The organism is Kribbella monticola (assembly GCF_003261635.1).
Taxonomy (GTDB): domain Bacteria; phylum Actinomycetota; class Actinomycetes; order Propionibacteriales; family Kribbellaceae; genus Kribbella; species Kribbella monticola.
On record NZ_QFXK01000022.1, the window covers coordinates 119,922 to 140,073 of the forward strand.

The 20,152-nt window shown below is 68.5% G+C and carries 16 protein-coding genes and 1 pseudogene; 8 read left to right on the plus strand and 9 right to left on the minus strand.

Translation table 11 applies throughout. The features are described from left to right. Positions 1-55: 55 nt before the first annotated feature. Positions 56-1,024: an AraC family transcriptional regulator gene (locus tag DIZ26_RS09670; protein ID WP_112239529.1), complete on the plus strand. Its 969-nt coding sequence runs from the start codon at positions 56-58 to the stop codon at positions 1,022-1,024. Here the strand turns inward: DIZ26_RS09670 and DIZ26_RS09675 are convergent. Beyond that, a complete protein-coding gene (locus DIZ26_RS09675; RefSeq protein WP_112239531.1) occupies positions 1,019-1,603 on the minus strand; it encodes a cob(I)yrinic acid a,c-diamide adenosyltransferase in 585 nt (194 codons plus the stop codon). The genes DIZ26_RS09670 and DIZ26_RS09675 overlap by 6 nt on opposite strands. Positions 1,604-1,653: 50 nt before the next feature. On the opposite strand from DIZ26_RS09675, the gene murA reads away from it, so the two are divergent. Further along, a complete protein-coding gene (gene murA, locus DIZ26_RS09680) occupies positions 1,654-2,940 on the plus strand; it encodes a UDP-N-acetylglucosamine 1-carboxyvinyltransferase (protein WP_112239533.1) in 1,287 nt (428 codons plus the stop codon). Between the two features lie 56 nt (positions 2,941-2,996). After that, the gene (fabV, locus tag DIZ26_RS09685) at positions 2,997-4,175 is read left to right on the plus strand and encodes an enoyl-[acyl-carrier-protein] reductase FabV (protein WP_112239535.1); all 1,179 of its coding nucleotides are present in this window, start codon (positions 2,997-2,999) and stop codon (positions 4,173-4,175) included. Positions 4,176-4,236: 61 nt separating this feature from the next. Here the strand turns inward: fabV and DIZ26_RS09690 are convergent, their stop codons facing one another. After that, positions 4,237-6,738, minus strand: coding sequence for a DEAD/DEAH box helicase (locus tag DIZ26_RS09690; protein ID WP_112239537.1), 2,502 nt, complete (start codon positions 6,736-6,738; stop codon positions 4,237-4,239). After that, positions 6,725-7,186: pseudogene (locus tag DIZ26_RS09695) on the minus strand (ATP-grasp domain-containing protein); the annotation flags it as partial. The gene DIZ26_RS09690 and the pseudogene DIZ26_RS09695, both read right to left, overlap by 14 nt. A 264-nt stretch (positions 7,187-7,450) precedes the next feature. Between DIZ26_RS09695 and DIZ26_RS09700 the strand changes: the two are divergent. Further along, positions 7,451-8,233: an LLM class flavin-dependent oxidoreductase gene (locus DIZ26_RS09700; RefSeq protein ID WP_112239539.1), complete on the plus strand. Its 783-nt coding sequence runs from the start codon at positions 7,451-7,453 to the stop codon at positions 8,231-8,233. 54 nt (positions 8,234-8,287) lie between these two features. Here DIZ26_RS09700 and DIZ26_RS09705 read toward each other — a convergent pair whose 3' ends face one another. Both DIZ26_RS09705 and DIZ26_RS09710 read right to left on the minus strand, forming a co-directional pair. Then, the gene (locus DIZ26_RS09705) at positions 8,288-10,288 is read right to left on the minus strand and encodes an RCC1 domain-containing protein (RefSeq protein ID WP_157979664.1); all 2,001 of its coding nucleotides are present in this window, start codon (positions 10,286-10,288) and stop codon (positions 8,288-8,290) included. A 28-nt stretch (positions 10,289-10,316) separates the two neighbouring features. Then, positions 10,317-10,931, minus strand: coding sequence for a maleylpyruvate isomerase family mycothiol-dependent enzyme (locus tag DIZ26_RS09710; RefSeq protein WP_112239542.1), 615 nt, complete (start codon positions 10,929-10,931; stop codon positions 10,317-10,319). Between the two features lie 73 nt (positions 10,932-11,004). On the opposite strand from DIZ26_RS09710, the gene DIZ26_RS09715 reads away from it, so the two are divergent. Next, positions 11,005-11,454: a MarR family winged helix-turn-helix transcriptional regulator gene (locus DIZ26_RS09715; RefSeq protein WP_112239544.1), complete on the plus strand. Its 450-nt coding sequence runs from the start codon at positions 11,005-11,007 to the stop codon at positions 11,452-11,454. Between the two features lie 83 nt (positions 11,455-11,537). Here DIZ26_RS09715 and rox read toward each other — a convergent pair whose 3' ends face one another. The 4 genes from rox to DIZ26_RS09735 all read right to left on the minus strand — a co-directional run bounded on the left by rox (position 11,538) and on the right by DIZ26_RS09735 (position 15,706). After that, positions 11,538-12,974 (minus strand): rifampin monooxygenase, encoded by a 1,437-nt coding sequence (gene rox / locus DIZ26_RS09720; RefSeq protein ID WP_232828240.1) that lies wholly within the window; start codon positions 12,972-12,974, stop codon positions 11,538-11,540. A 294-nt stretch (positions 12,975-13,268) separates the two neighbouring features. Continuing rightward, positions 13,269-14,435 (minus strand): CU044_5270 family protein, encoded by a 1,167-nt coding sequence (locus DIZ26_RS09725; RefSeq protein WP_112239548.1) that lies wholly within the window; start codon positions 14,433-14,435, stop codon positions 13,269-13,271. Beyond that, a complete protein-coding gene (locus tag DIZ26_RS09730; protein WP_112239550.1) occupies positions 14,428-15,090 on the minus strand; it encodes an RNA polymerase sigma factor in 663 nt (220 codons plus the stop codon). The genes DIZ26_RS09725 and DIZ26_RS09730 overlap by 8 nt, the downstream gene beginning before the upstream one ends. A 283-nt stretch (positions 15,091-15,373) precedes the next feature. Beyond that, positions 15,374-15,706: a hypothetical protein gene (locus DIZ26_RS09735; protein ID WP_112239552.1), complete on the minus strand. Its 333-nt coding sequence runs from the start codon at positions 15,704-15,706 to the stop codon at positions 15,374-15,376. Positions 15,707-15,830: 124 nt separating this feature from the next. On the opposite strand from DIZ26_RS09735, the gene DIZ26_RS09740 reads away from it, so the two are divergent. The 3 genes from DIZ26_RS09740 to DIZ26_RS09750 all read left to right on the plus strand — a co-directional run bounded on the left by DIZ26_RS09740 (position 15,831) and on the right by DIZ26_RS09750 (position 20,145). Next, positions 15,831-16,163, plus strand: a complete 333-nt coding sequence (locus DIZ26_RS09740) for an STAS domain-containing protein (protein WP_112239554.1) — start codon at positions 15,831-15,833, stop codon at positions 16,161-16,163. An 81-nt stretch (positions 16,164-16,244) separates the two neighbouring features. Next, a complete protein-coding gene (locus DIZ26_RS09745) occupies positions 16,245-18,224 on the plus strand; it encodes a protein meaA (RefSeq protein WP_112239557.1) in 1,980 nt (659 codons plus the stop codon). Positions 18,225-18,258: 34 nt separating this feature from the next. Beyond that, on the plus strand, positions 18,259-20,145 hold the full coding sequence (locus DIZ26_RS09750; protein WP_112239559.1) for a hypothetical protein: 1,887 nt from the start codon (positions 18,259-18,261) through the stop codon (positions 20,143-20,145). The last annotated feature ends 7 nt before the right edge of the window (positions 20,146-20,152 follow it).

A 20,152-nucleotide genomic window follows, 5' to 3' on the forward strand; every position in this document is an offset into this window, starting at 1 on the left:
GCTGACAAGCGTGAGGAGACAGGAAGATCCCGGGCAACAGTCGTACGATTCTGACATGCCGGAGACCCTGCACGAGGCGGAGCTGTTTCTCGGCGGCCCGGTCTGGGGTGGCGTGCACCGGCTGGACGTGGATGTCGAGGCGCATGCGCACGACTTCGTCGAGATCGCCGTCGTCGGGACCGGAACAGGTCGTCACCAGACGAGCCAGGGCGAACAGCTGGTTCGCCGTGGGCAGGTGATCGTGCTGCGCCCGGGCGCGTGGCACGCGTTCCGCGAGTGCTCGGACCTGGTCGTCGCCAACTGCTGCATCTCGGCGCAAGGGCTCAGCGCCGAGCTGTCGGCATTGCAGCAGATTCCCGTACTACGGGATCTTCTCTGGACAGCGCCGATCGCCCGCGGACCCCACGGCCTCGCGGTGGTCCAGGTCGCTCCGGACGCCGCGGACGACGCGATCGAAGAGATCGCCAGGTTGGAGCGGGAGTTGTCCCACCGGAGGAGCAGCGGGCCGCCCGATCGCAAGCATCGGCCGAGCAGCGGACCGGCCGACCGCGAGCCCCGACGCAGCAGCGGACCGGCCGACCGCGAGCCCGAGCGCGATGCGCGGCGCGAGTCCGGGCGGTTGCTTGGACGGTTGGTGAGTGTGTTGGGCATTCTGGCCGACGGTCTGATTGAGCAGCCGGCAACACCTCACCAGGCCGTGCACCCGGCGGTGACGGCCGCGGTGGGGCACCTCCAGGCAGCGTTGACCGAGCCGTGGCGGCTGGACGACCTAGCGGCAGCGGTGAACCTCGACCCGGCGTACCTGAGCCGGCTTTTCCGGCGGCACACCGGCTTGAGCCCGCTCGGCTTCCTCGCCCGGCTCCGAGCGGAGCGTGCAGCAACGCTGCTCGTCCAGACGACTCTGCCGGCCTCGCGCGTGGGCGCGGCGGTCGGCTGGGACGACCCGACCTACTTCGCTCGTCGCTTCCGCGCCCTGGTCGGCTCCACCCCTAGCGAGTACCGCGCCCGCACGCAGCGGCTATGACTTCCGGTCGCCGCCGGGCACCCAGAGGACGTCGCCGCCGGAGGAGAGGTTGGCGACCCGGCCGAGGATGAACAGCAGGTCGGACAGCCGGTTGAGGTAGGTGATCGCGAGCAGGTTCACGCTCGGCCCGTGCGCCTCGACCGCCACCCAGCCGGCGCGCTCGGCCCGCCTGGTGACCGTGCGGGCCACGTTCAGGTACGCCGACCCGACCGAACCGCCGGGCAGGATGAACGAGCGCAGCTTGGTCAGCCGGTTGTTGTACTCGTCGCACCACCCTTCGAGCCGGTCGATGTACTCCTGGGTGATCCGCAGCGGCGGGTACTCCGGGTCGGGAGTGATCGGATTGCACAGGTCCGCGCCCACGTCGAACAGGTCGTTCTGGATCCGCGTCAGCAGCAGCACCAGCGAACTGTTGAGATGGCCGGCCGCGATCGCGACGCCGATCGAGGAGTTCGCCTCGTCGACCTCGCCGTACGCCGCCAGCCGCGGATCGGTCTTGGTGGTCTTGCTCATGTCGCCCAGGCGGGTCTCGCCGGCGTCGCCGGTCCGGGTATAGATCCGCGTCAAGTTCACAGCCATGTCACGGCACTCTACGCAGGGTCGAGAAGCCGAGCCGATACAGTCAGCAGGTGGAACGGTTTCGGATCGCAGGTGAGGCACGGCTCCAGGGCACGGTCGAGGTGGCAGGCGCGAAGAACAGCGTGCTGAAGCTGATGGCGGCGGCTCTGCTGGCCGAGGGGACGACGACGCTCCGGCAGGTGCCGAGCATCCTGGACGTCACCTTCATGGCCCAGCTGCTGGACACGCTCGGCTGCTCGGTGAAGGTCGACGCGGACGCCAGTACGGCGACCATCGCGGTGCCGGGTGAGATCGGCCACCAGTGCGACTACGAGCTGGTCCGCAAGCTGCGGGCCTCGATCTCGGTACTCGGGCCGCTGCTCGGCCGGTGCGGTCAGGCGGAGGTGGCGCTGCCCGGCGGCGACAACATCGGCTCGCGCGGGCTGAACATGCACGTCGCGGGCCTGGAGTCGATGGGCGCGAAGGTCCACATCGAGCACGGTTTCGTGATCGCGGAGGCGCCGCAGGGCCTGCACGGCGCCGAGGTGTGGCTCGACTTCCCCAGCGTCGGCGCGACCGAGACGATCATGATGGCCGCGGTACTGGCCAAGGGCACCACGGTGATCGAGAACGCCGCCCGGGAGCCGGAGATCCAGGACATCGCCGCGATGCTGGTCGAGATGGGTGCCCAGATCGACGGCGCCGGTACGCCGCGGATCGAGGTCTCCGGCGTCGACGGACTGCTCCAGCCGGTCGACCACGTGGTGGTCCCGGACCGGATCGTCAGTGGCAGCTGGGCGTTCGCGGCGGCGATCACCAAGGGCGACATCACCATCGCGAACGGTCACGCCGAGCATCTCGAACTGCCGCTGGACAAGCTGCACAAGGCCGGCGCCGAGATCAGCGTCCTGAATCCGGGCTTCCGGGTCGTGATGCACGACCGGCCGAAGCCGGTGGACGTGGTCACCCTGCCGTACCCGGGCTTCGCGACGGACCTGCAGGCCTTCGTGATCGCGATGAACGCGGTCAGCGACGGCGCCGCGATGGTGACCGAGAACCTGTTCGAAGGCCGGTTCACCTTCGCCCAGGAGCTGACCCGGCTCGGCGCGCAGATCCAGACCGACGGGCACCACGCCGTCGTACGGGGCGTCCCGCGGCTGTCCGGAGCGCCGGTGGTGGCCAGTGACATCCGGGCAGGCGCTGCGCTGGTGATCGCCGGGCTCGCGGCCGAGGGGGAGACCCTGGTGTCGGCCGCGCACCACGTGCACCGCGGCTACACCGACTTCGCCGGCAACCTGCGCCGCCTCGGGGCCGACGTCACCGTCGAGCCCGACGACGCCGAGCTGTACTGGAACTGACCGCCGTACTTGGAAGTAGTGCCGCGGTATGACGGGCACGGGTTAGGGTCGGGCCCATGACTGACCGCCTGATCAAACCCGTCGGCCGTGGTTTCCTGTTCCTCGATTCGCACCCGGCCGGGTGCGCCCAGCTGGTCCGGGACCTGACCGGCCAGGTCGAGGCCCGTACGACGGACTCGCGGCCGGTCGCGTTGATCGTCGGCTCCAGCTCGGGGTACGGACTGGCCGCGACGGTCGCGGGGCTCGCCCGGTACGGGATCAACGGCGTCGGTGTCTCCTTCGAGAAGGCGCCGACCCATCGGCGTACGGCGACCGCGGGTTGGTACCGGACCGCGGAGACCGCGGCGTATGCGGCCGAGCGCGGCAGCGAGTTCCACTTCGTCAACGCGGACGCCTTCGCGGACACGACGAAGGCGGACGTGCTCGACCTGATCGCCGAGCGGTTCGGGGGAGTGGACTACCTGATCTACAGCGTCGCCGCGCCGCGCCGGGTCGACCCGCGCACGGACACGACGTACCAATCGGTGATCAAGGCGATCGGGCAGCCGGCTCGGACGAAGAGCCTCGCGTTCGAGGACGGCGAACCGGTGCTGCAGGAGGTCGCGATCGAGGTTGCGACTGACGAAGAGGTCGCCGAGACCGTCCAGGTGATGGGCGGTGAGGACTGGATCCGCTGGGTGGACGCGCTGGAGGAGCGCAAACTGCTCAAGGACGGGTTCAGCACGGTCGCGCTGACCTATATCGGCTCGGAGCTGACCGGCCCGATCTACCGGCAGGGCTCGATCGGCGCTGCGAAGGCGCACCTTGAGAAGACGGCCGAAACACTGCGCGAGCGCGACGGCGTACAGGCCCGTACGTCGGTCAACGGGGCCGCCGTGACGCAGGCATCGTCCGCGATCCCCGGCATCGGGCTGTACGTGAGCGTGTTGCACAAGGTGCTCGGCGACAAGCTGCAGACGCCGATGCAGCAGTCGATCTCGTTGTGGGACCAGCTCACCGGCGCGAAGCCGCTCGACCTCGACGAGGACGGCCGGATCCGCCTGGATCGCTGGGAACTCGATCCGGCCGTGCAGGCAGCGGTCAAGGAGCAGTGGGATTCGGCGACCGTCGACAACATCGGTGAGGTCGCCGACGCCGCCTGGTTCTACTCAGAAGTCCGCCGCCTCTACGGCTTCGACGTCCCCGGCGTCGACTACGACCGCGAGACCAAGGTCGACATGGAGTGGCCCACCTGATCAATCCCTTGCGTCCGAAGCATCGAGGGGCAGGACCCACGTCTCTTCGGACGCAAGGGCTCTAGAGTGGTTTGAAGGAGACGAGTTCGAGGACCAGGGCGCCGGCTTCGTCGGAGGCCTCGAGGTCGACGGTGGCGGTGATGCGCCAGTCGTGGTTGCCCTCGGGGTCGTCGATGATCTGCTGCACCTCCCAGTAGCCGGGGTGCTCCTCGACCATGAACAGTGCCGGTCCGCGAGCGGCCGGTCCTGTTCCGAGGCTGCTGTGCTCGGCGTAGTACGCCGTACCGGCTTCTGCCCAGCGGCCCGCGTCCCAGCCGGACTCCTGGTCGAGCTGGCCGAGCTCCGCCCAGCGGTGCAGCGCGACGAGCTCGACGCGGCGGAACATCGCGTTGCGGACCAGGACCCGGAAAGCCCTGCTGTTCAAGGTGATCCGGCGCGGTCCGGCCGGCACCGGCGCGACGACCTGGTCGGTGGCCGGGTTGGTCAGCTCCTCCCATTCGTCGAGCAGGCTGGAGTCGGTCTGCCGGACGACCTCGCCGAGCCACTCGATCAGGTCGGTGAGATCCTCGTTCACCTTGTCCGGCGGCACGGTCTGCCGGAGCGCCTTGTAGGTGTCGGACAGATACCGCAGTACGACGCCTTCCGAGCGGGCTAGACCGTAGTACTGGACGAACTCGCCGAACGTCATCGCCCGCTCGAACATGTCCCGGACCACGGACTTCGGTGACAACCCGGTGTCCGCGATCCACGGATGCGTCTGGCGGTACATGTCGAACGTTGCCTCGAGCAACTCTTCGAGCGGCTTCGGCCAGCTGATCTCGTCGAGCAGCTCCATCCGCTCCTCGTACTCGATCCCGTCGGCCTTCATCCCCTGCACGGCCTCGCCCTTGGCGTGATGCAGCTGGGCGAGCAGAACCGCGCGCGGGTCCTCCAGCGTCGCCTCGATGATCGAGACGACGTCGAGCGCGTACGTCGGGTCCTCGGGGTCGAGCAGGTCGAGCGCGGCCAGCGCGAAGGTGGACAACGGCTGGTTCAGGCTGAAGTCCTTCTGCAGATCGACCGTCAGCCGCAGCGACCGGCCGTTCTCGTCGGGCTCGTCGAGCCGCTCGACGACGCCCGCGGTGAGCAGCGTGCGGTAGATCTGGATCGCGCGGCGGATCAACCGCAGTTGCGCGCGCGAATCCTCGTGGTTGTCCTGCAGCAGATGCCGCATGCTCGCGAACGCGTCGCCGTCGCGGGCGATCACGTTCAGCAGCATCGCGTGGCTGACCCGCATCCTGCTCTGCAGCGCTTCGGGCTCGGCCGCGACCAAGCGGTCGAAGGTGTCCTCGCCCCACGTGACGAACCCCTCCGGCGGCTTCTTCCGCTGCACCCGGCGCTGCTTCTTCGGATCGTCGCCGGCCTTGGCCATCAGCCGGACGTTCTCCACGACGTGGTCCGGCGCCTGCACGACGACCGTGCCGGAGGTGTCGTACCCGGCGCGGCCCGCGCGACCCGCGATCTGATGGAACTCGCGTGCCTTGAGGATGCGCTGCCGGCGTCCGTCGTACTTGCTCAGCGCCGTCAGCAACACGGTCCTGATCGGCACGTTGATGCCGACGCCGAGGGTGTCGGTGCCGCAGATGACCTTGAGCAGACCGGCCTGAGCGAGCTGCTCGACCAGCCTTCGGTACTTCGGGAGCATGCCGGCGTGGTGGACGCCGATCCCGTGCATGATCAGCCGCTGCAGCGTCTTGCCGAAGCCGGGGCTGAACCGGAAGTGCCCGATGAGCTCCTTGATCTTGTCCTTCTCCTCCTTCGTGCAGACGTTGATGCTGGTCAGCGCCTGGGCGCGTTCCAGGGCCGACGCCTGCGTGAAGTGGACGACGTACACCGGCGCCTGATGCGTCACCAGCAGCTCGGTGAGCGTCTCGTGCAGCGGCGTGGTGACGTACTTGTAGATCAGCGGGACGGGCCGCTCGCCGGACGACACGATCGAGGTCGGCCGCCCGGTCCGGCGGTTCAGGTCGATCTTGAACCGCTCGACGTCGCCGAGGGTCGCGGACATCAAGATGAACTGCGCCTTCGGCAACTCCAGCAGCGGGACCTGCCAGGCCCAGCCGCGGTCGGGCTCGGAGTAGAAGTGGAACTCGTCCATCACCACCTGGCCGACGTCGGCGTCGCTGCCCTCACGGAGCGCGATGTTCGCCAGCACTTCCGCGGTACAGCAGATGATCGGCGCACCGGCGTTCACCGAGGCGTCACCGGTGAGCATGCCGACCTTGTCCGCGCCGAAGATGTCACAGAGCGCGAAGAACTTCTCCGACACCAGCGCCTTGATCGGCGCTGTGTAGAACGTCCGTACGCCGTTCGCCAGCGCCGCGAAGTGCGAACCGGTCGCCACCAGCGACTTCCCGGACCCGGTCGGCGTCGACAGGATCACGTTCGCCCCGGTCATCACCTCGATGAGCGCTTCCTCCTGCGCCGGGTACAACGAGATGCCCTGCTCACCTACCCACGTCGCGAACGCGTCGTACAGCGCATCAGGCCCAACAGTCCCCGGCAACAGCTCAGTCAGCGTCATCCCCTCCATTCTCCCGCATCCCCACCAACCCCCCGACCGGCGACGCCAGCGCGGTGATCAGTTCAGCGGGATCACGCGTGAGCGGCCAATCACTGACCTGCCCGTCACCCAACTCCACGACTCGCCAGGCACCGTCGGTACGGCGTACCAGATCGACCGTCACGAACGGCAGCATCAGCTCGGCGACGAGCGGCTCGAGCTGCGTCAGGTCGACCTCATCGGGAACCTCGTCGGGCGTGTCAGGATGCGGCGTCACCAGAGCGCACTGGCCGCCGATCCACCAAGTCCGCGCCTCAGCGCCGACGAAGTTCTCGAATCGGCGCAGCACGAATCCACCGGTGAACGCGTCGTCACGCAGCTCCAGGAACCGCGCGGCGACCCGGCGTACGGCGTCCGCGTCGGCGAGGTCGGGGATGTATGCCGCCTCCTGCCAGTAGTGCTTCATCGACTTGACGTGATCGCAGTACGGCGGCTGACAGGTCCATGTACTGCGCTGCCGTCGTCATCCAGCGCGGTAGACGGCGTCCTCCGAAGCCGGTACGCCCGCGACGGCCTCGACCGGCCGGGCGGAGAATGCGCTTCTGGATTATCCCGGGGTCTGGTCGAGGGTCGCCGAGGCCGATCCGGACAAGATCGTCGATCTGCTCCGAACCGCGGTGCATTCCCTCACCACGGCGGAATAGCCGTCGCGGGACGGCGGTTGCCCCTGGGTATGAGCCTTGAGATCGGAGTCATCCTTCCCACCTCGACGCCGGACCCGGAGCGCCCGATCCTCGGCGACGTACGGGAGAGCGCCCGGTACGCCGAGAGCGTCGGGCTGGACTCGGTGTGGTCGACGGATCACCTGGTGGCGAGTGCGCCGCTGCTCGACAGTGCCGTCGTGCTCGCGACCGCAGCCGCGGTGACCGAGCGGATCACGGTCGGGTACAACGTGATGCTGCTGGCGCTGCGCCCGGTCGCGTGGGCGGCGAAGCAAATCAACACGCTGCAACTGGTGTCGAACAACCGGCTCGTCCTCGGTGTCGGCACCGGGAATCCCGCGCACGGTGACATCGGCTGGCGAGCGGCCGGCGTGGAGTACTCGGAGCGCGGATGGTTGACGGACGAGGCTCTCGCCGTACTGCGGGATCTCATCGCCGGGAAGACCGCGACGATCGGGAAGCTGGAGGTCGCGCTCGCTCCCGGTTCGCCGGTGCCGCCGATCTTTGTCGCAGGCAACGGTGCGCGCGCACATCGCCGCGCCGCACGGTACGGCGACGGGTGGGCGACGATCGCGGCAACACCGGAGGAGGTTCGCACCAACCTCGATCGCATCAACGAACTTGCCGACGGCAAGCAACTGAAGGCCACCGTGGTCGCTCCTCAGCTCAACGGTGATCCAGCCGAGCAACTCGCCGCCTACGAGGCCGCCGGCACCGAACGAATCATCCTCCCCCCAACCGGCGACTGGCGCCGTGACTACGACCAAGCAGCCGAGCTGCGTTCAGCTGTTTAACTCCAGCGCTACGCCCAACGGGCTCCGGGTGGTGGGAGACGGTGTGGCTTCGGGTTAGCCGGGGGTCTGGTCGACTACTACGTCGTCGAAGTTGATGGTCCAGGTTTTGGCGGCGGTGTCGCCTAGTTGGATGCGGCCGATGCCGGTGGTGCCGGTGTTGGCCTGCCAAGGAGTGCCTCGGAGGGTGCCGTTGAGGTACAGCGACCAGGTGGTGGCGGTGCCGACCGTGCCGCAGAGCTCCAGGTTCTGCCAGGTGTTGAGGGGGACGGCGACGCCGGACGAGCGTTGGGTGCCGGCGGCGTCGGAGCGGAGCCAAAGGACGCGGTTGGCGTCGATGTAGACGCGGATGATGCCGCCGTCCGTGGCGGTCCGCAGCCGGAGCAGGTCGACGCTCGCCCCGAGCGAGGTGACCCGGAACTGGGTGCTCATACAGGCGTTCGGGTAGCTGGTTCCAAGCGCGCGGTACGCCGATGCGCGAGCCGCCGTCGGATTGCCGCGGGCGCTCGGCGGTGCTGCGGCGCCCTGGGTCGAGTCGAGGGTCAGTCCGGAGTTGGTCCAGCCGGTGAAGCCGCCGGAGAAGTCGGTCGAGTAGATCGCCGAGGAGGCGTTCTGGACCGTGATCGGCGCCGATGGACCGGCCTGGTCGCTGACGTTGCCTGCGGCATCCACTGCCGTCACCCAATACGTGTGGGTGGACGCGGCCGCGAGCCCGGTGCGCTGGTAGCTCACCGACGACGCCGAACTGGTCACCTCCGCCACCTGATTCGTGGGGGAGTCCTCGAAGAGCCGGTAGCGCAACGAAGTACTGACGTCGTCCGTCGATCCCGCCCAGGTGAGGTCGATCGTCGAGCTCGAGTTGCTCACCCCGGCCGGAACCCCTGGCGCAGAAGGCGGCGTGACATCCGGCGGACCGACCACAGCCGGTACCAGGGCGATCGTGTGATCCCGCCCAGCCGAGATGTCGCTGACCCCCGACAGACCGCCGACCGTGACCGGGCTGCTGCGATCGACCAGGGTGCCGTCACCGAGCTGCCCGGTCGCATTCGATCCCCACGCCCGTACTACGCCGCCGCCGACGACCGCGAGACTGTGCTGCCGTCCGGCCGCGATCGCGGTCGCCCCGCTGACTCCGGCGACGGCGACAGACGTCGTACGGCGGGTCGTCGTCCCGTCTCCTAGTTGGCCGTTCGAGTTCGATCCCCAGGAGCGGACGGCCCCGGAAGCCAACCGGGCAAGGGAGTGATAGGCGCCCGCGGCAACTTCGACGACGCCGGTCAGGCCGCTCACCTGCACGGGGGACAGCCGATTCGTCAGGGTCCCGTCGCCGACCTCTCCTTGGGAGTTGTCGCCCCAGCCCCAGACGGTGCCGTCGGATCGGACCGCCAGCCCGTGGTCGCGGCCGCCGGCGATCGCGGTGATGCCCTCCAGCGAACCGACCCGCACCGGTCGCGTACGCATGGTGGTGCTGCCGTCACCGAGCTGACCGGTGTCGTTGAGACCCCAGCCCCAAACCGTGCCGTCTGAGCGCAGGGCGTAGCTCATGTCGCGGCCGCCCGCGATCGCTATCACGTCGGTGAGCGGGCTCACCGCGACCGGCGTTCGCTGGGCGCTCGTCGTTGCGCCGTTGCCCAACTGGCCGAACGAGTTGTAGCCCCAGCCGCGCACCGTTCCGTCCGCGAGCAGCGCGAGGCTGTGATAGTGCCCGCCCGCGATGTCGACAACGTTGCTGAGGCCACCGACCTGGACCGGTGCCAGCCGGTTCGTAGTCGTCCCGTCGCCGAGCTGGCCCATCTCGTTGAAACCCCAGGTCCAGACGGTTCCATCGGATCGCAGCGCGATGGAGTGCTCACGCCCTGCCTCGACCTCGACGACGTTGGTCAACGAGTTGACCGCCGCCGCCGTCGGGCGAGTGGTCGTGGTCCCGTTGCCCAGTTGACCCGTCCCGTTGCCACCCCACGTCCAGGCCGCCCCCGGATCGGCCGCCGCGGCCTCGACCGGATGCAGCCCACCCACGATCAGGCAGCCGACAGCGAAAATCCCCCAACGCAGCTTCATAGCGCGCCCCTCCCCTTGGGGCACCGTTCTACCCGCGCGCCGCCCCATCCGTCCAGGGGCGGACAGGTTCGCGGCCACTCAGCAGGAGCAGCAGGTCCGCGATCGGGCCACGGATCTCGGTGCCCTCGCCGACCGACCAGTCCACGTCGGTGGCCACCAGGCGAGAACCGGTCAACCGCTTGCGGGCCTTGAAGGGGAAGGACTTCGTCCAGATCCGGTCGGCCGCGACCATCGCGGCGTCGGGTGGCATCTCGTGAGTACGGCCCAGCGGCCGGACGATGTCCTGGGTGTGGATCAGGACGTCGAGGAGCGGATCGACCACCGTCGTACCGAGCGGACGCCGGCGCGAACCAGCGAAACGCCGGTACTGCGCGACGATCTCCGCACCCGAGTACCGCGCGCCGAGCCGCCGTGTTTCCTCGAACACGAACCGGTTGAAGTTGCCCCGAGCCCGGATCATCCCGGCCAGCACGGGCAGCACCCGCGCCTGGGGCGACGAGATCACGTGCGCGGCGACGTCGCGAACCGTCCAGCCCGGACAGGCCGACGGCGTCGCCCACTCGGCCTCGCTCAATCCTTCGAGCAGGTCGGCCAAGGCGGCCCGCTCGGCGTCGACGTACCGCCAGATCTGTTCGGTCTCCATCGCTCCACCCGGAACTAGTAAGCCTCTCTGACCAAATTAGACAGTTTCTCTGACTACCCGTCAAGCTGGTCTGGTGCCGGACGACGAGCTGAACCTGGGATTGCTGCTGTTCATCCCGTACCGAGCGATGGAGAACCGTGTCTTCGAGCGGTTGGCGGGGGCGGGGTACGACATCACGCCGGCCCAGGCCAGGGTGTTCCAGCGGATCAGCGCGACCGGTAGCCGGCTGACCGAGCTGGCCGAACAGGCGCAGGTGACCAAGCAGACGGCCGGCTTCCTGGTCGACCAACTGGAGAAGGCCGGCTATGTCCGTCGCGTTCCGGATCCGACGGACGCCCGCGCCCGGCTGGTGCAGATCGCCGACCGCGGCGCCGAGACGATCCCGATCGCCGCGGCCGTCGTCGCCGAGATCGAGGCCGAGTGGACCGCCCATCTGGGCGCCACCCAGGCAGCCCAACTCCGGCGGGCACTCGGCAAGCTCCGCGAGATCACCGATCCGTACGCCGGCCCGGCCTCCACCTGACGAACAGCAGAGGCCGGGCGTCGGCCTGGCCCCACCTGACGAACAGCAGAGGCCGGGCGTCGGCCCGGATCACTCGGCGCGGATCAGTTCACCGGAGTGCCGAACCACTTGGTGAGGTGGGTGAACAGGTCCGGGTTGTTGTCGCCGATCCAGGCGATGTGGCCGTCGGGGCGAAGGAGGGCCGCGGGGAAGTCGAGGCCCTCACTGCCGTCGACCGTATCGACGATGTGGTCGACGCGGTCGTCCCAGCCGTCGACGGTGAGACGGCCGGTCTGGTCGAGCAGCAGGCCGCGTCCCGCGTGCAGCTGGTCGTACAGGCGGCCGTTCTTCAGTTCGACGTTGCGCAGGCGCCGGCCGACCAGCTCGTTGTCGTCGCCGAAGTCGTAGCGGATCCCGATCGACATCACCATCTCGATCACGTACTTGTTGACATCCTCGAAGTCCATCAGCCGCGACATCAACCGCCGCATCGCCTGCGGACCCGGGGCGGGATCCATCAGCACCCCCTGCGCCAGCGTGTTGTCCAGCACCATCGCGGCGACCGGATGCCGCTCGTCGTGGTACGTGTCCAGCAGGCTCTCCGGAGCCCAGCCGTTGACCTCCGCAGCCAGCTTCCAGCCCAGGTTGAACGCGTCCTGGACGCCCAGGTTGAGCCCCTGCCCGCCCAGTGGTGGGTGCACATGCGCCGCGTCGCCGGCCAGCAACACCCGCCCCGACCGGTACTGCTCGGCCAACCTGGTCGCGTCACCGAACCGCGAAAGCCAGCGCGGCGAGTGCGCCCCGAAGTCCGTCCCCGTGGTCACCCGCAACTGCTCCCGGAACTCCTCGATGGTCGGCGCGGTCCGGCGGTCCGTGGCCACCCCGGCGGCCGGTACGACGACCCGGTGCAGCCCGTCTCCCACCGGGCCCGCCCCGAAGAACAGCTGCGTCTTGCGGACCTCGGTCATGATTGCGGTCAGCGTTTCCTGGTCCACGTCGAGCTTCATCTCGCCCAGCAGATACTCGTTGCGGGCGTCCTGCCCGGGGAAGGCGACACCGAGCACCTTGCGCACCGTACTGCGGCCGCCGTCGCAGCCGACCAGGTACCGCGCCTGCAATTGGTTGCCGTCGGCAAGGTCAACGGTGACCGAATCCTCGTCCTGGCTGAGCCCGACCAGCTCGCTGCCACGCCGGACCTCCGCGCCGACCTCGACCGCGTGCTCGGCCAGGATCCGGTCGATGATCGGCTGGAAGAGCGCCAGCGTGTAAGGGAACGCCGTGTCCAGGTGCTCCGGCGGCTGCTTGCCGATGCCGGCGAAGAAGCCGTACTGACCGCCGATCGGGTGCGGCGTACCGACGGCCAGGAACCGGTCCAGCAATCCGCGCTGGTCCATCACCTCCGCGCTGCGGGCGTGCAGCCCGAGTGCACGGACGACGGGACTCGGCTCCGCCTCCCGCTCCAGGACCACCACCTGGACGCCGTGCAGCCGCAGTTCGGCCGCGAGCATCATGCCGGTCGGTCCGCCACCCGCAATGATCACGTCAAACAAAAGGAACCCCGATCCTTCGAATCGCAGCCGGTGAATCCGGCTACGGGCAGTGATTCTCCGGAGATTTCGGGGGTTGCGGCAAGTCCCCCCATGCGTTATACCTTGAGTAGGGAGGGGAACTCTTGAGTTCCCCTCCCTCCTTGTTTTCCGGGCTATTTCAGCCCAAAGGCGGGCTCGATCGTCTGCCGCACCTGGTTGCCAACGGCATCTTTCACCGTTTTTCGAAAGATCTCCGTGGACTGCTGGTACCGCTCTGTAGGCCGCCCGGTTGGTCAGGGGAGTGGTTTAGCGGGTCTTCTTGCTGGGTGGGGTCGGGCGTTCGTCGGTCCAGCCGGATTCGAGGACGACGGTGATGCCGGTGCCCTTGCGGGCCGACTTGAATTCCGAGCTGAGCAGTCGGCCGGTGGCCGGATCGATGATGAAGCTGCTGCCGGTGCTGCCCATGGCCAGCGTCGGTGAGGCGCTCGGGGTGCCGCCCTTCTCGACCCACTGCAGGTTCATGGTGATCTTCGTACCGACGCGGCCGATCGGATCCTTGACGTGTTCCTGCAGCGTCGTTCCCGGAAGTTCCGACAGCACCCGCAGCGCGGCACCCCTCAGCTTCGGTGGCGACGGCAGCTCGAACAGCAGCCGGCCGGCGGCGCTGAAGATGTCGTACTCGATCTCCTCCGGACCGGCTCCAGGCCGGATGTTCCGGCTGAGAACAGCACGCAGCTTCGCCGGATCGGTCGGCAGTGCCTCGATCTGCTGGGCGGTCAGCGGCTTCGCGTCGTTCAGGTAGTAGCCGGGCGGTACGTCGCGGAACGACATCTTGTTCACCACCGACTCGCCGGGTGCCATCGTGGTCGGCGTCTCCTCGTACGGCAGCTGCCACGACGTCGGCGAACCCTGCGCCCGCCACTTCGCCACGTCGTCGACGGTCGCCGGGCGCGACCCCAGATCGACCCAGCCGAACCAGGACTGGACCCCGCGCTTCATCGGCATCCAGCTCTCGGTGATCTGCCGCTTCTGCAACGTGTACTTCGGGTTGCCGACCTGCACGCCGCCGGTGCTGATCAGCAGGCTGCGGACCCGGAAGTACTTCCCGGCCACCAACTCGTTCGTTTCCTGGCGTACTGCGGTGTCGAGCAGCACCTTGCTGGCGCCGGTCAGCCGCGGTGCCGGCGAACCGCTGCCAGGGACAGGAACGGCGTCAGGGCCCGAGCCGGTGGATCGCAACAACGGGACCGACAGCGCGGTCAGCGCCACGACGGCGGTTGTCGCGGTCACGGCGATACCGATGCGCCCGGAGCGTACGGCGGCCCGCCACCGATCGTGGCGGCGGCCCGTCAGCTCGGCGCGGACGAGGTCTTGGACCTGACGACGGGCCTGCGCGGTAACCTCCGGCGACGGACCGGGCTGCTCAGGGAAGGCGGACCGGATCGTCTCGAACTCGTCGGTCGGATCAGCCATGATCGGTGCCCCCGGTCGGATCGAGGTGGCCAAGATTTTCGCGGACGACCCGCCGCGCCCGTGACAGTCGCGAGCACACCGTCCCGTACTTGATCCCCAGCGCGGCCGCGACCTCGTCGTACGTGAGCTCGCCGAGCGCGACCAGCATCAGTACTTCGCGGTCCTTCGCGGACACCTTCGCCAGGGCCGCGGCGAGCCGGCGGTTCGTGGCCTGCGCCGTGACCTGAGCGGTCACCCGCTCCTCGTGCCCGGGCGCCGGAACCGGCAGCGGCAGCTTGGCCGTCGCCCGCCAGGCCCGGAGTTCGTCGCGGCGGTGCCGGCGGATCAGGTTGGTGGCGATGCCGTACAGCCAGGCGCGGACCACCCCGCTGCGGCGGTCGAACCGGTCCCGCTGGCGGAAGGCGATCAGGAACGTCTCCGCGGACAGGTCGTCGGCGAGATCGGTGCCGAGCCGGCGCGCGACGTACGAATGCACCTGCGGGAAGTACCGGTCGAAGATGACCGTGAAGCGGTCGGGTTCGCGCACCGACGACTCCAGGATCCGGCCGTCCTCGTCGGCGCCTACGTCGGTCGTGCTGACGGGGGTCCGCGCGGTTCGGGGCGCCATCGGCCGGCCGGGCAACGCAAGCGTCGCCAGGGCGAGGTCGGGCGTCATCGGACTCCTTACGCGGCCGGCCCGGTCGGGACCCGTCTGCTCGGGTGGTTCCGGTCCCGTGGCAGCGGCGCTGCCGGTCGGCTCACCTAGTTCTTGTCCGATGTGCCCAGCACCCTTCTCGACCCCGCCGACCGTCCGCGACCTTGACGCGCGACCGGCGCAGCCGGATGACATCCGGCCCGGAATCGAGGCCGCGATCCGCCTCAGGAAGCGTCGAGGCTGCTCTGCAGCGAGCGCGCTTACGAAGCGTCGAGACTGCGCTTACGAAGCGTCGAGACTGCGCTTAAGAAGCGTCGAGGAAGCCGCGGGCGGCGGCTTCGTCGGCGGGCCAGACGTAGACGGACCAGCCGTCCTTGGTCCGGGCCGCGGTGGCCTTGATGCCGAGATTCTTCAGCATCGTGACCTTCACCCGGGCCTCGTTGTAACTACCGACGGTCCGGACGTCGACCAACAGCCCGAAGGTGTCCCGATCGGCCGGCGAATAGTCAGTACGGCGCACCAGCGACCCGCCTTTGGGCTTGGAGAACGCCCAGCGGGTGAGCAGCACCATCACCCCGGCGAGCACGATCGCCACGACGGGGAAGAGAAAGTAGTGCTCCGCGAACACGCACACCATTGTCTCGCGAAATGGAAGACCTCGAGACCTTGGCAACCTTTCGTGTCTCCAGGGAGTCTGTACCACTACAACGCCGGAGTGCGGTCGATACTCGCCGACCGCCCGAAGAGCGGAGGGCACGGACATGCTCGCACCGACCCCTGAAGCGACCAGTTACTGCACGAACGTGGTCTACCTCTCCGGATTCCTCGACGTCCGCTCGGTGGCCGAAGTCCGCGAAGAGCTCAACCAGCTGATCGACAGCTCCGACGGCGACGTGATCGTCGACCTGGAGGCCCTCGACGCGCTCGACGCCACCGGCCTCGGCCTGCTGGTCGCCACCCACCGGCGCACCCAGCTACTCGGCCGCCAACTGGTCCTCCGCCACCCGGTCCCGTCCGTAGTCCGCATCCTCGCGGTCACCCGCCTACACCGAATCCTCCACGTAGAACGCACCCCACTCCCGATCTCCGCCTAGTCCGAGCTGTGATGTAAGCCGCTGGTGACGCCCGTCACGAGGGGCGGACTCACAAGGGCACAGAGTCCTACTCTCGGGTACATGACGACTGAGAAGGACCGCCCCTGGGTGATGCGGACCTACGCCGGGCACTCGTCGGCGGTGGAGTCGAACGCGCTGTTCCGGCGCAACCTGGCCAAGGGGCAGACCGGGCTGTCGGTCGCCTTCGACCTGCCGACGCAGACCGGGTACGACGCGGACCACCCGTTGGCGAAGGGCGAGGTCGGCAAGGTCGGCGTACCGGTGGCGCATCTGGGTGACGTGCGGGCGTTGTTCGACCAGATCCCGCTCGCGCAGATGAACACGTCGATGACGATCAACGCGACCGCGATGTGGTTGCTCGCGCTCTACCAGGTCGCCGCGCAGGAGCAGGGCGCGCTGCCCGACGAGCTGACCGGGACGACGCAGAACGACATCGTCAAGGAGTACCTGTCCCGCGGTACGTATGCCTTCCCGCCGGACGCGTCGCTGCGGTTGTCGACCGACCTGATCGCCTACACGGTCTCGAACGTGCCGAAGTGGAACCCGATCAACATCTGCAGCTACCACCTGCAAGAGGCCGGGGCGACGCCCGTGCAGGAGCTGGCGTTCGCGCTCTCGACGGCGATCGCCGTACTGGATCGCGTCCGCGACGGCGGCCAAGTGCCGGCCGACCGGTTCGGCGAGGTGGTGCAGCGGATCTCGTTCTTCGTCAACGCGGGCGTGCGGTTCATCGAGGAGACCTGCAAGATGCGCGCGTTCGTCCGGCTCTGGGACGACGTCTGCCTCAACCGGTACGGCGTGACCGATGCGAAGGCGCGCCGCCTTCGGTACGGCGTACAGGTCAACTCGCTCGGGCTCACCGAGGCGCAGCCCGAGAACAACGTGCAGCGGATCGTGCTGGAGATGCTCGGCGTGACACTGTCCAAGAACGCCCGGGCCAGGGCGGTGCAGTTGCCGGCCTGGAACGAGGCGCTCGGTCTGCCGCGGCCGTGGGACCAGCAGTGGTCGCTCAGGATGCAGCAGGTGCTCGCGTACGAATCGGATCTGCTCGAGTACGACGACATCTTCGACGGCTCGCACGTGATCGAGGCGAAGGTGGACGAGTTGGTCGCCGGGGCGCAGGAGGAGATCGACCGCGTCCAGGCGATGGGCGGTGCCGTCGTCGCGGTGGAGAGCGGGTATCTCAAACAGGCGCTGGTCGCGTCCCATGCCGAACGGCGGCAGCGGATCGAGTCGGGCGAGCAGATCGTCGTGGGCGTGAACAAGTTCGAGAACACCGAACCGTCGCCGCTGACCGAGAACCTCGAGACCGCGATCCAGACCGTCGACCCGGCCGCCGAGAGCGCCGCCCTGTCGTCCTTGGTCGAGTGGCGTGAGCAGCGCGACGACGAGGCGGTCGAGGAAGCGCTGGCGTCCTTGCGCGAGGCGGCCAAGGGGACCGAGAACCTGATGCCGGCGACCTTGCGATGTGTCCGCGCGGGTGTGACGACGGGGGAGTGGGCCGGCGTACTACGTGAGGTGTTCGGCGAGTACCGCGCGCCCACGGGTGTCTCCGGTTCGGTCGGTACGTCGAGCGGTGGCGAGGCGATCGCCGCGGTCCGGGCGAAGGTGGCGTCGACGTCGGAGGAACTCGGCGGCCGGCTGCGGTTCCTGGTCGGCAAGCCCGGTCTCGACGGGCATTCGAACGGTGCCGAGCAGGTCGCCGTCCGGGCTCGTGACGTCGGGTTCGAGGTGATCTACCAGGGCATCCGGTTGACGCCCGAGCAGATCGTCGCGGCCGCGGTCGCCGAGGACGTGCACTGCGTCGGTCTCTCGATCCTGTCGGGCTCCCACATGGAACTCGTACCGCAGGTCGTCGCGGGCCTGCGCGAAGCCGGCCTCGAGGACGTGCCTGTGGTCGTCGGCGGCATCGTCCCCGACGGTGACGCGCGAGCACTCCTCGGCTCCGGGGTCGCGGCCGTCTACACCCCGAAGGACTACGACCTCACCGGCATGATGTCCAACGTCGTCGACGTGATCCGCCACGCCAACCACCTCTGACCTCAGCCCCCGCAACGGCGGTTAGGTTGGGACGATGGGGCAGACGTTCAGGTTCGGGGCCGGGTCGGTGGAGTTGACGGAGGACGGGGCCGTCGCGGCCGTGGTTCATCCGGTGCGCGGGTCCTCGGTGTTGCTCGAGGACGGGGTGGTGCACGACCCGACGCGGTACTGGGGCAAGGGTTTCGTGATCACCGATCGCGGCAGCCACCGCTGGGACGCGCCGGTGAGTCAGCGCTGGCGATCGGCCGGGATCGATCTGCTGTATCAACTGGGCGACCTGGAGTTGCGGGTGGGCCGGCGGTTCGGCGACGTGTGGACCGAGACGTACGAAGTACGGAATGTCTCGGGTGAGTCCGTTGCTGTCGGGTCCCTTGCGGTCAGTACGCCGTGGCGCGATGTCTACGAGTCGAGCCGGGAGAGCTTGCGGAAGGCGGTCCATGCGCATGTGTGGACCGGTGGCGCAGATTCATGGGTCTGGGCGACGCCGATGGACGGCAGCGGACCGGGGCTCGGCCTGCAGCTCACCGAGGGCGAGCTCTGGGCGTACTCGGTCGAGTCACGTGACGGCGGGATCGGCAGCAACAGCAGGGGACACCTCTACCTGCACGTCACCGACCACTTCCGGGCGCCGCACGCGATGGGTGGTCAACCGCAGCTCGTACTCCGGCCGGGCGACTCCTATCGCTGGACCTGGCAACTCGGCTGGCACGACAGCCTCGCCGACTTCCACGCGACCCGGCAGCCGTTGCTGGAGGCAACCGAATTGGTGGCCGAGGTCGGGGAGACGCTGTCGGTGCGGCCGGCCCACGGTGTGACCGGTCCGTCGTCGGTCACCTCGGCGATACCCGGTACGCAGTACGTCGAAGCCACTGACGGCAAGGTGAGCTCGCGGATCCAGGTGCTGTTCCACCAGCCGCTGCGGGAGTTGGTCGAGTCGCGGCTGCGGTTCGTGCTCGACAGACAGCGTCCGGCAGAGCGAAGCGACAGCAGGCGGTTCTCCTTCCTGCCGTACGACAACGAGACCGGGCTGACCGTGCTGTCGGGCGCCTGGCGCGACTGGTCGGACGCACGAGAGCGAATCGGTACGGCTCTGCTTCTGCAGGAGGCGCGCGATCGCGGCTGGGGCGACCGGGCCGAGCTCGACGAAGCGCTGACGGGGTACGAGCAGTTCGTAGTGGAGCACCTGGTGGCAGCCGATGGCACTGTTGCCGACGACAGCCTGCACGAGAGCCCGACGCGGCTCTACAACTTCCCCTGGTTCGCCCGGTTCTTCCTCGGCCAGGGCGACCACGACCGCGCAGTACAGATCATCGACCGGTACTACGAACTCGGTGGCGACCACTATCTGGCGTTCGACCTCGGCCCGTTGCTCCTGGCGTTGTCGGAGCATTCGCCGCGCCTGCTGGAGCACCTGGACCGGCATGCGCGGATCTTCCTGGAGTACGGCGAAGACCTGCCACCCCATGAGGTGAATTACGAGCAGTCGATGGTCGCTCCGCTGCTGGAACTGCTGGTGGCGGCCCATGAAGCAGGCTTGGTCGATCGCGCTGAACTGGATCGCCGGCTGCCCTGGCTGACGGCGTTCGCCGCGGACCAGCCCGACGTACGGCTGCGTCACATCCCGATCCGTCACTGGGACGGCTACTGGTTCGGGCTGCTCCGGCTCTGGGCTGACGTGTTCCCGCATTACTGGTCGGTGCTCAGTGCGGCCGTCTACCTCTCCTGGCCGTCCGACGAGCTCGCACACATCGGGCGCGCGATCCTGCGCGCCAATCTGGTCAATTTCTTCCCGGACGGCTCGGCCACCTGCGCCTTCGTCTACCCGAGCGCGGTCAACGGCCGACCCGCTCACGTCGCCGACCCGCTCGCCAACGACCAGGACTGGGCGCTCGTGTACGCCCTGCGCTTCGGGCTCACCTGACCTGAAG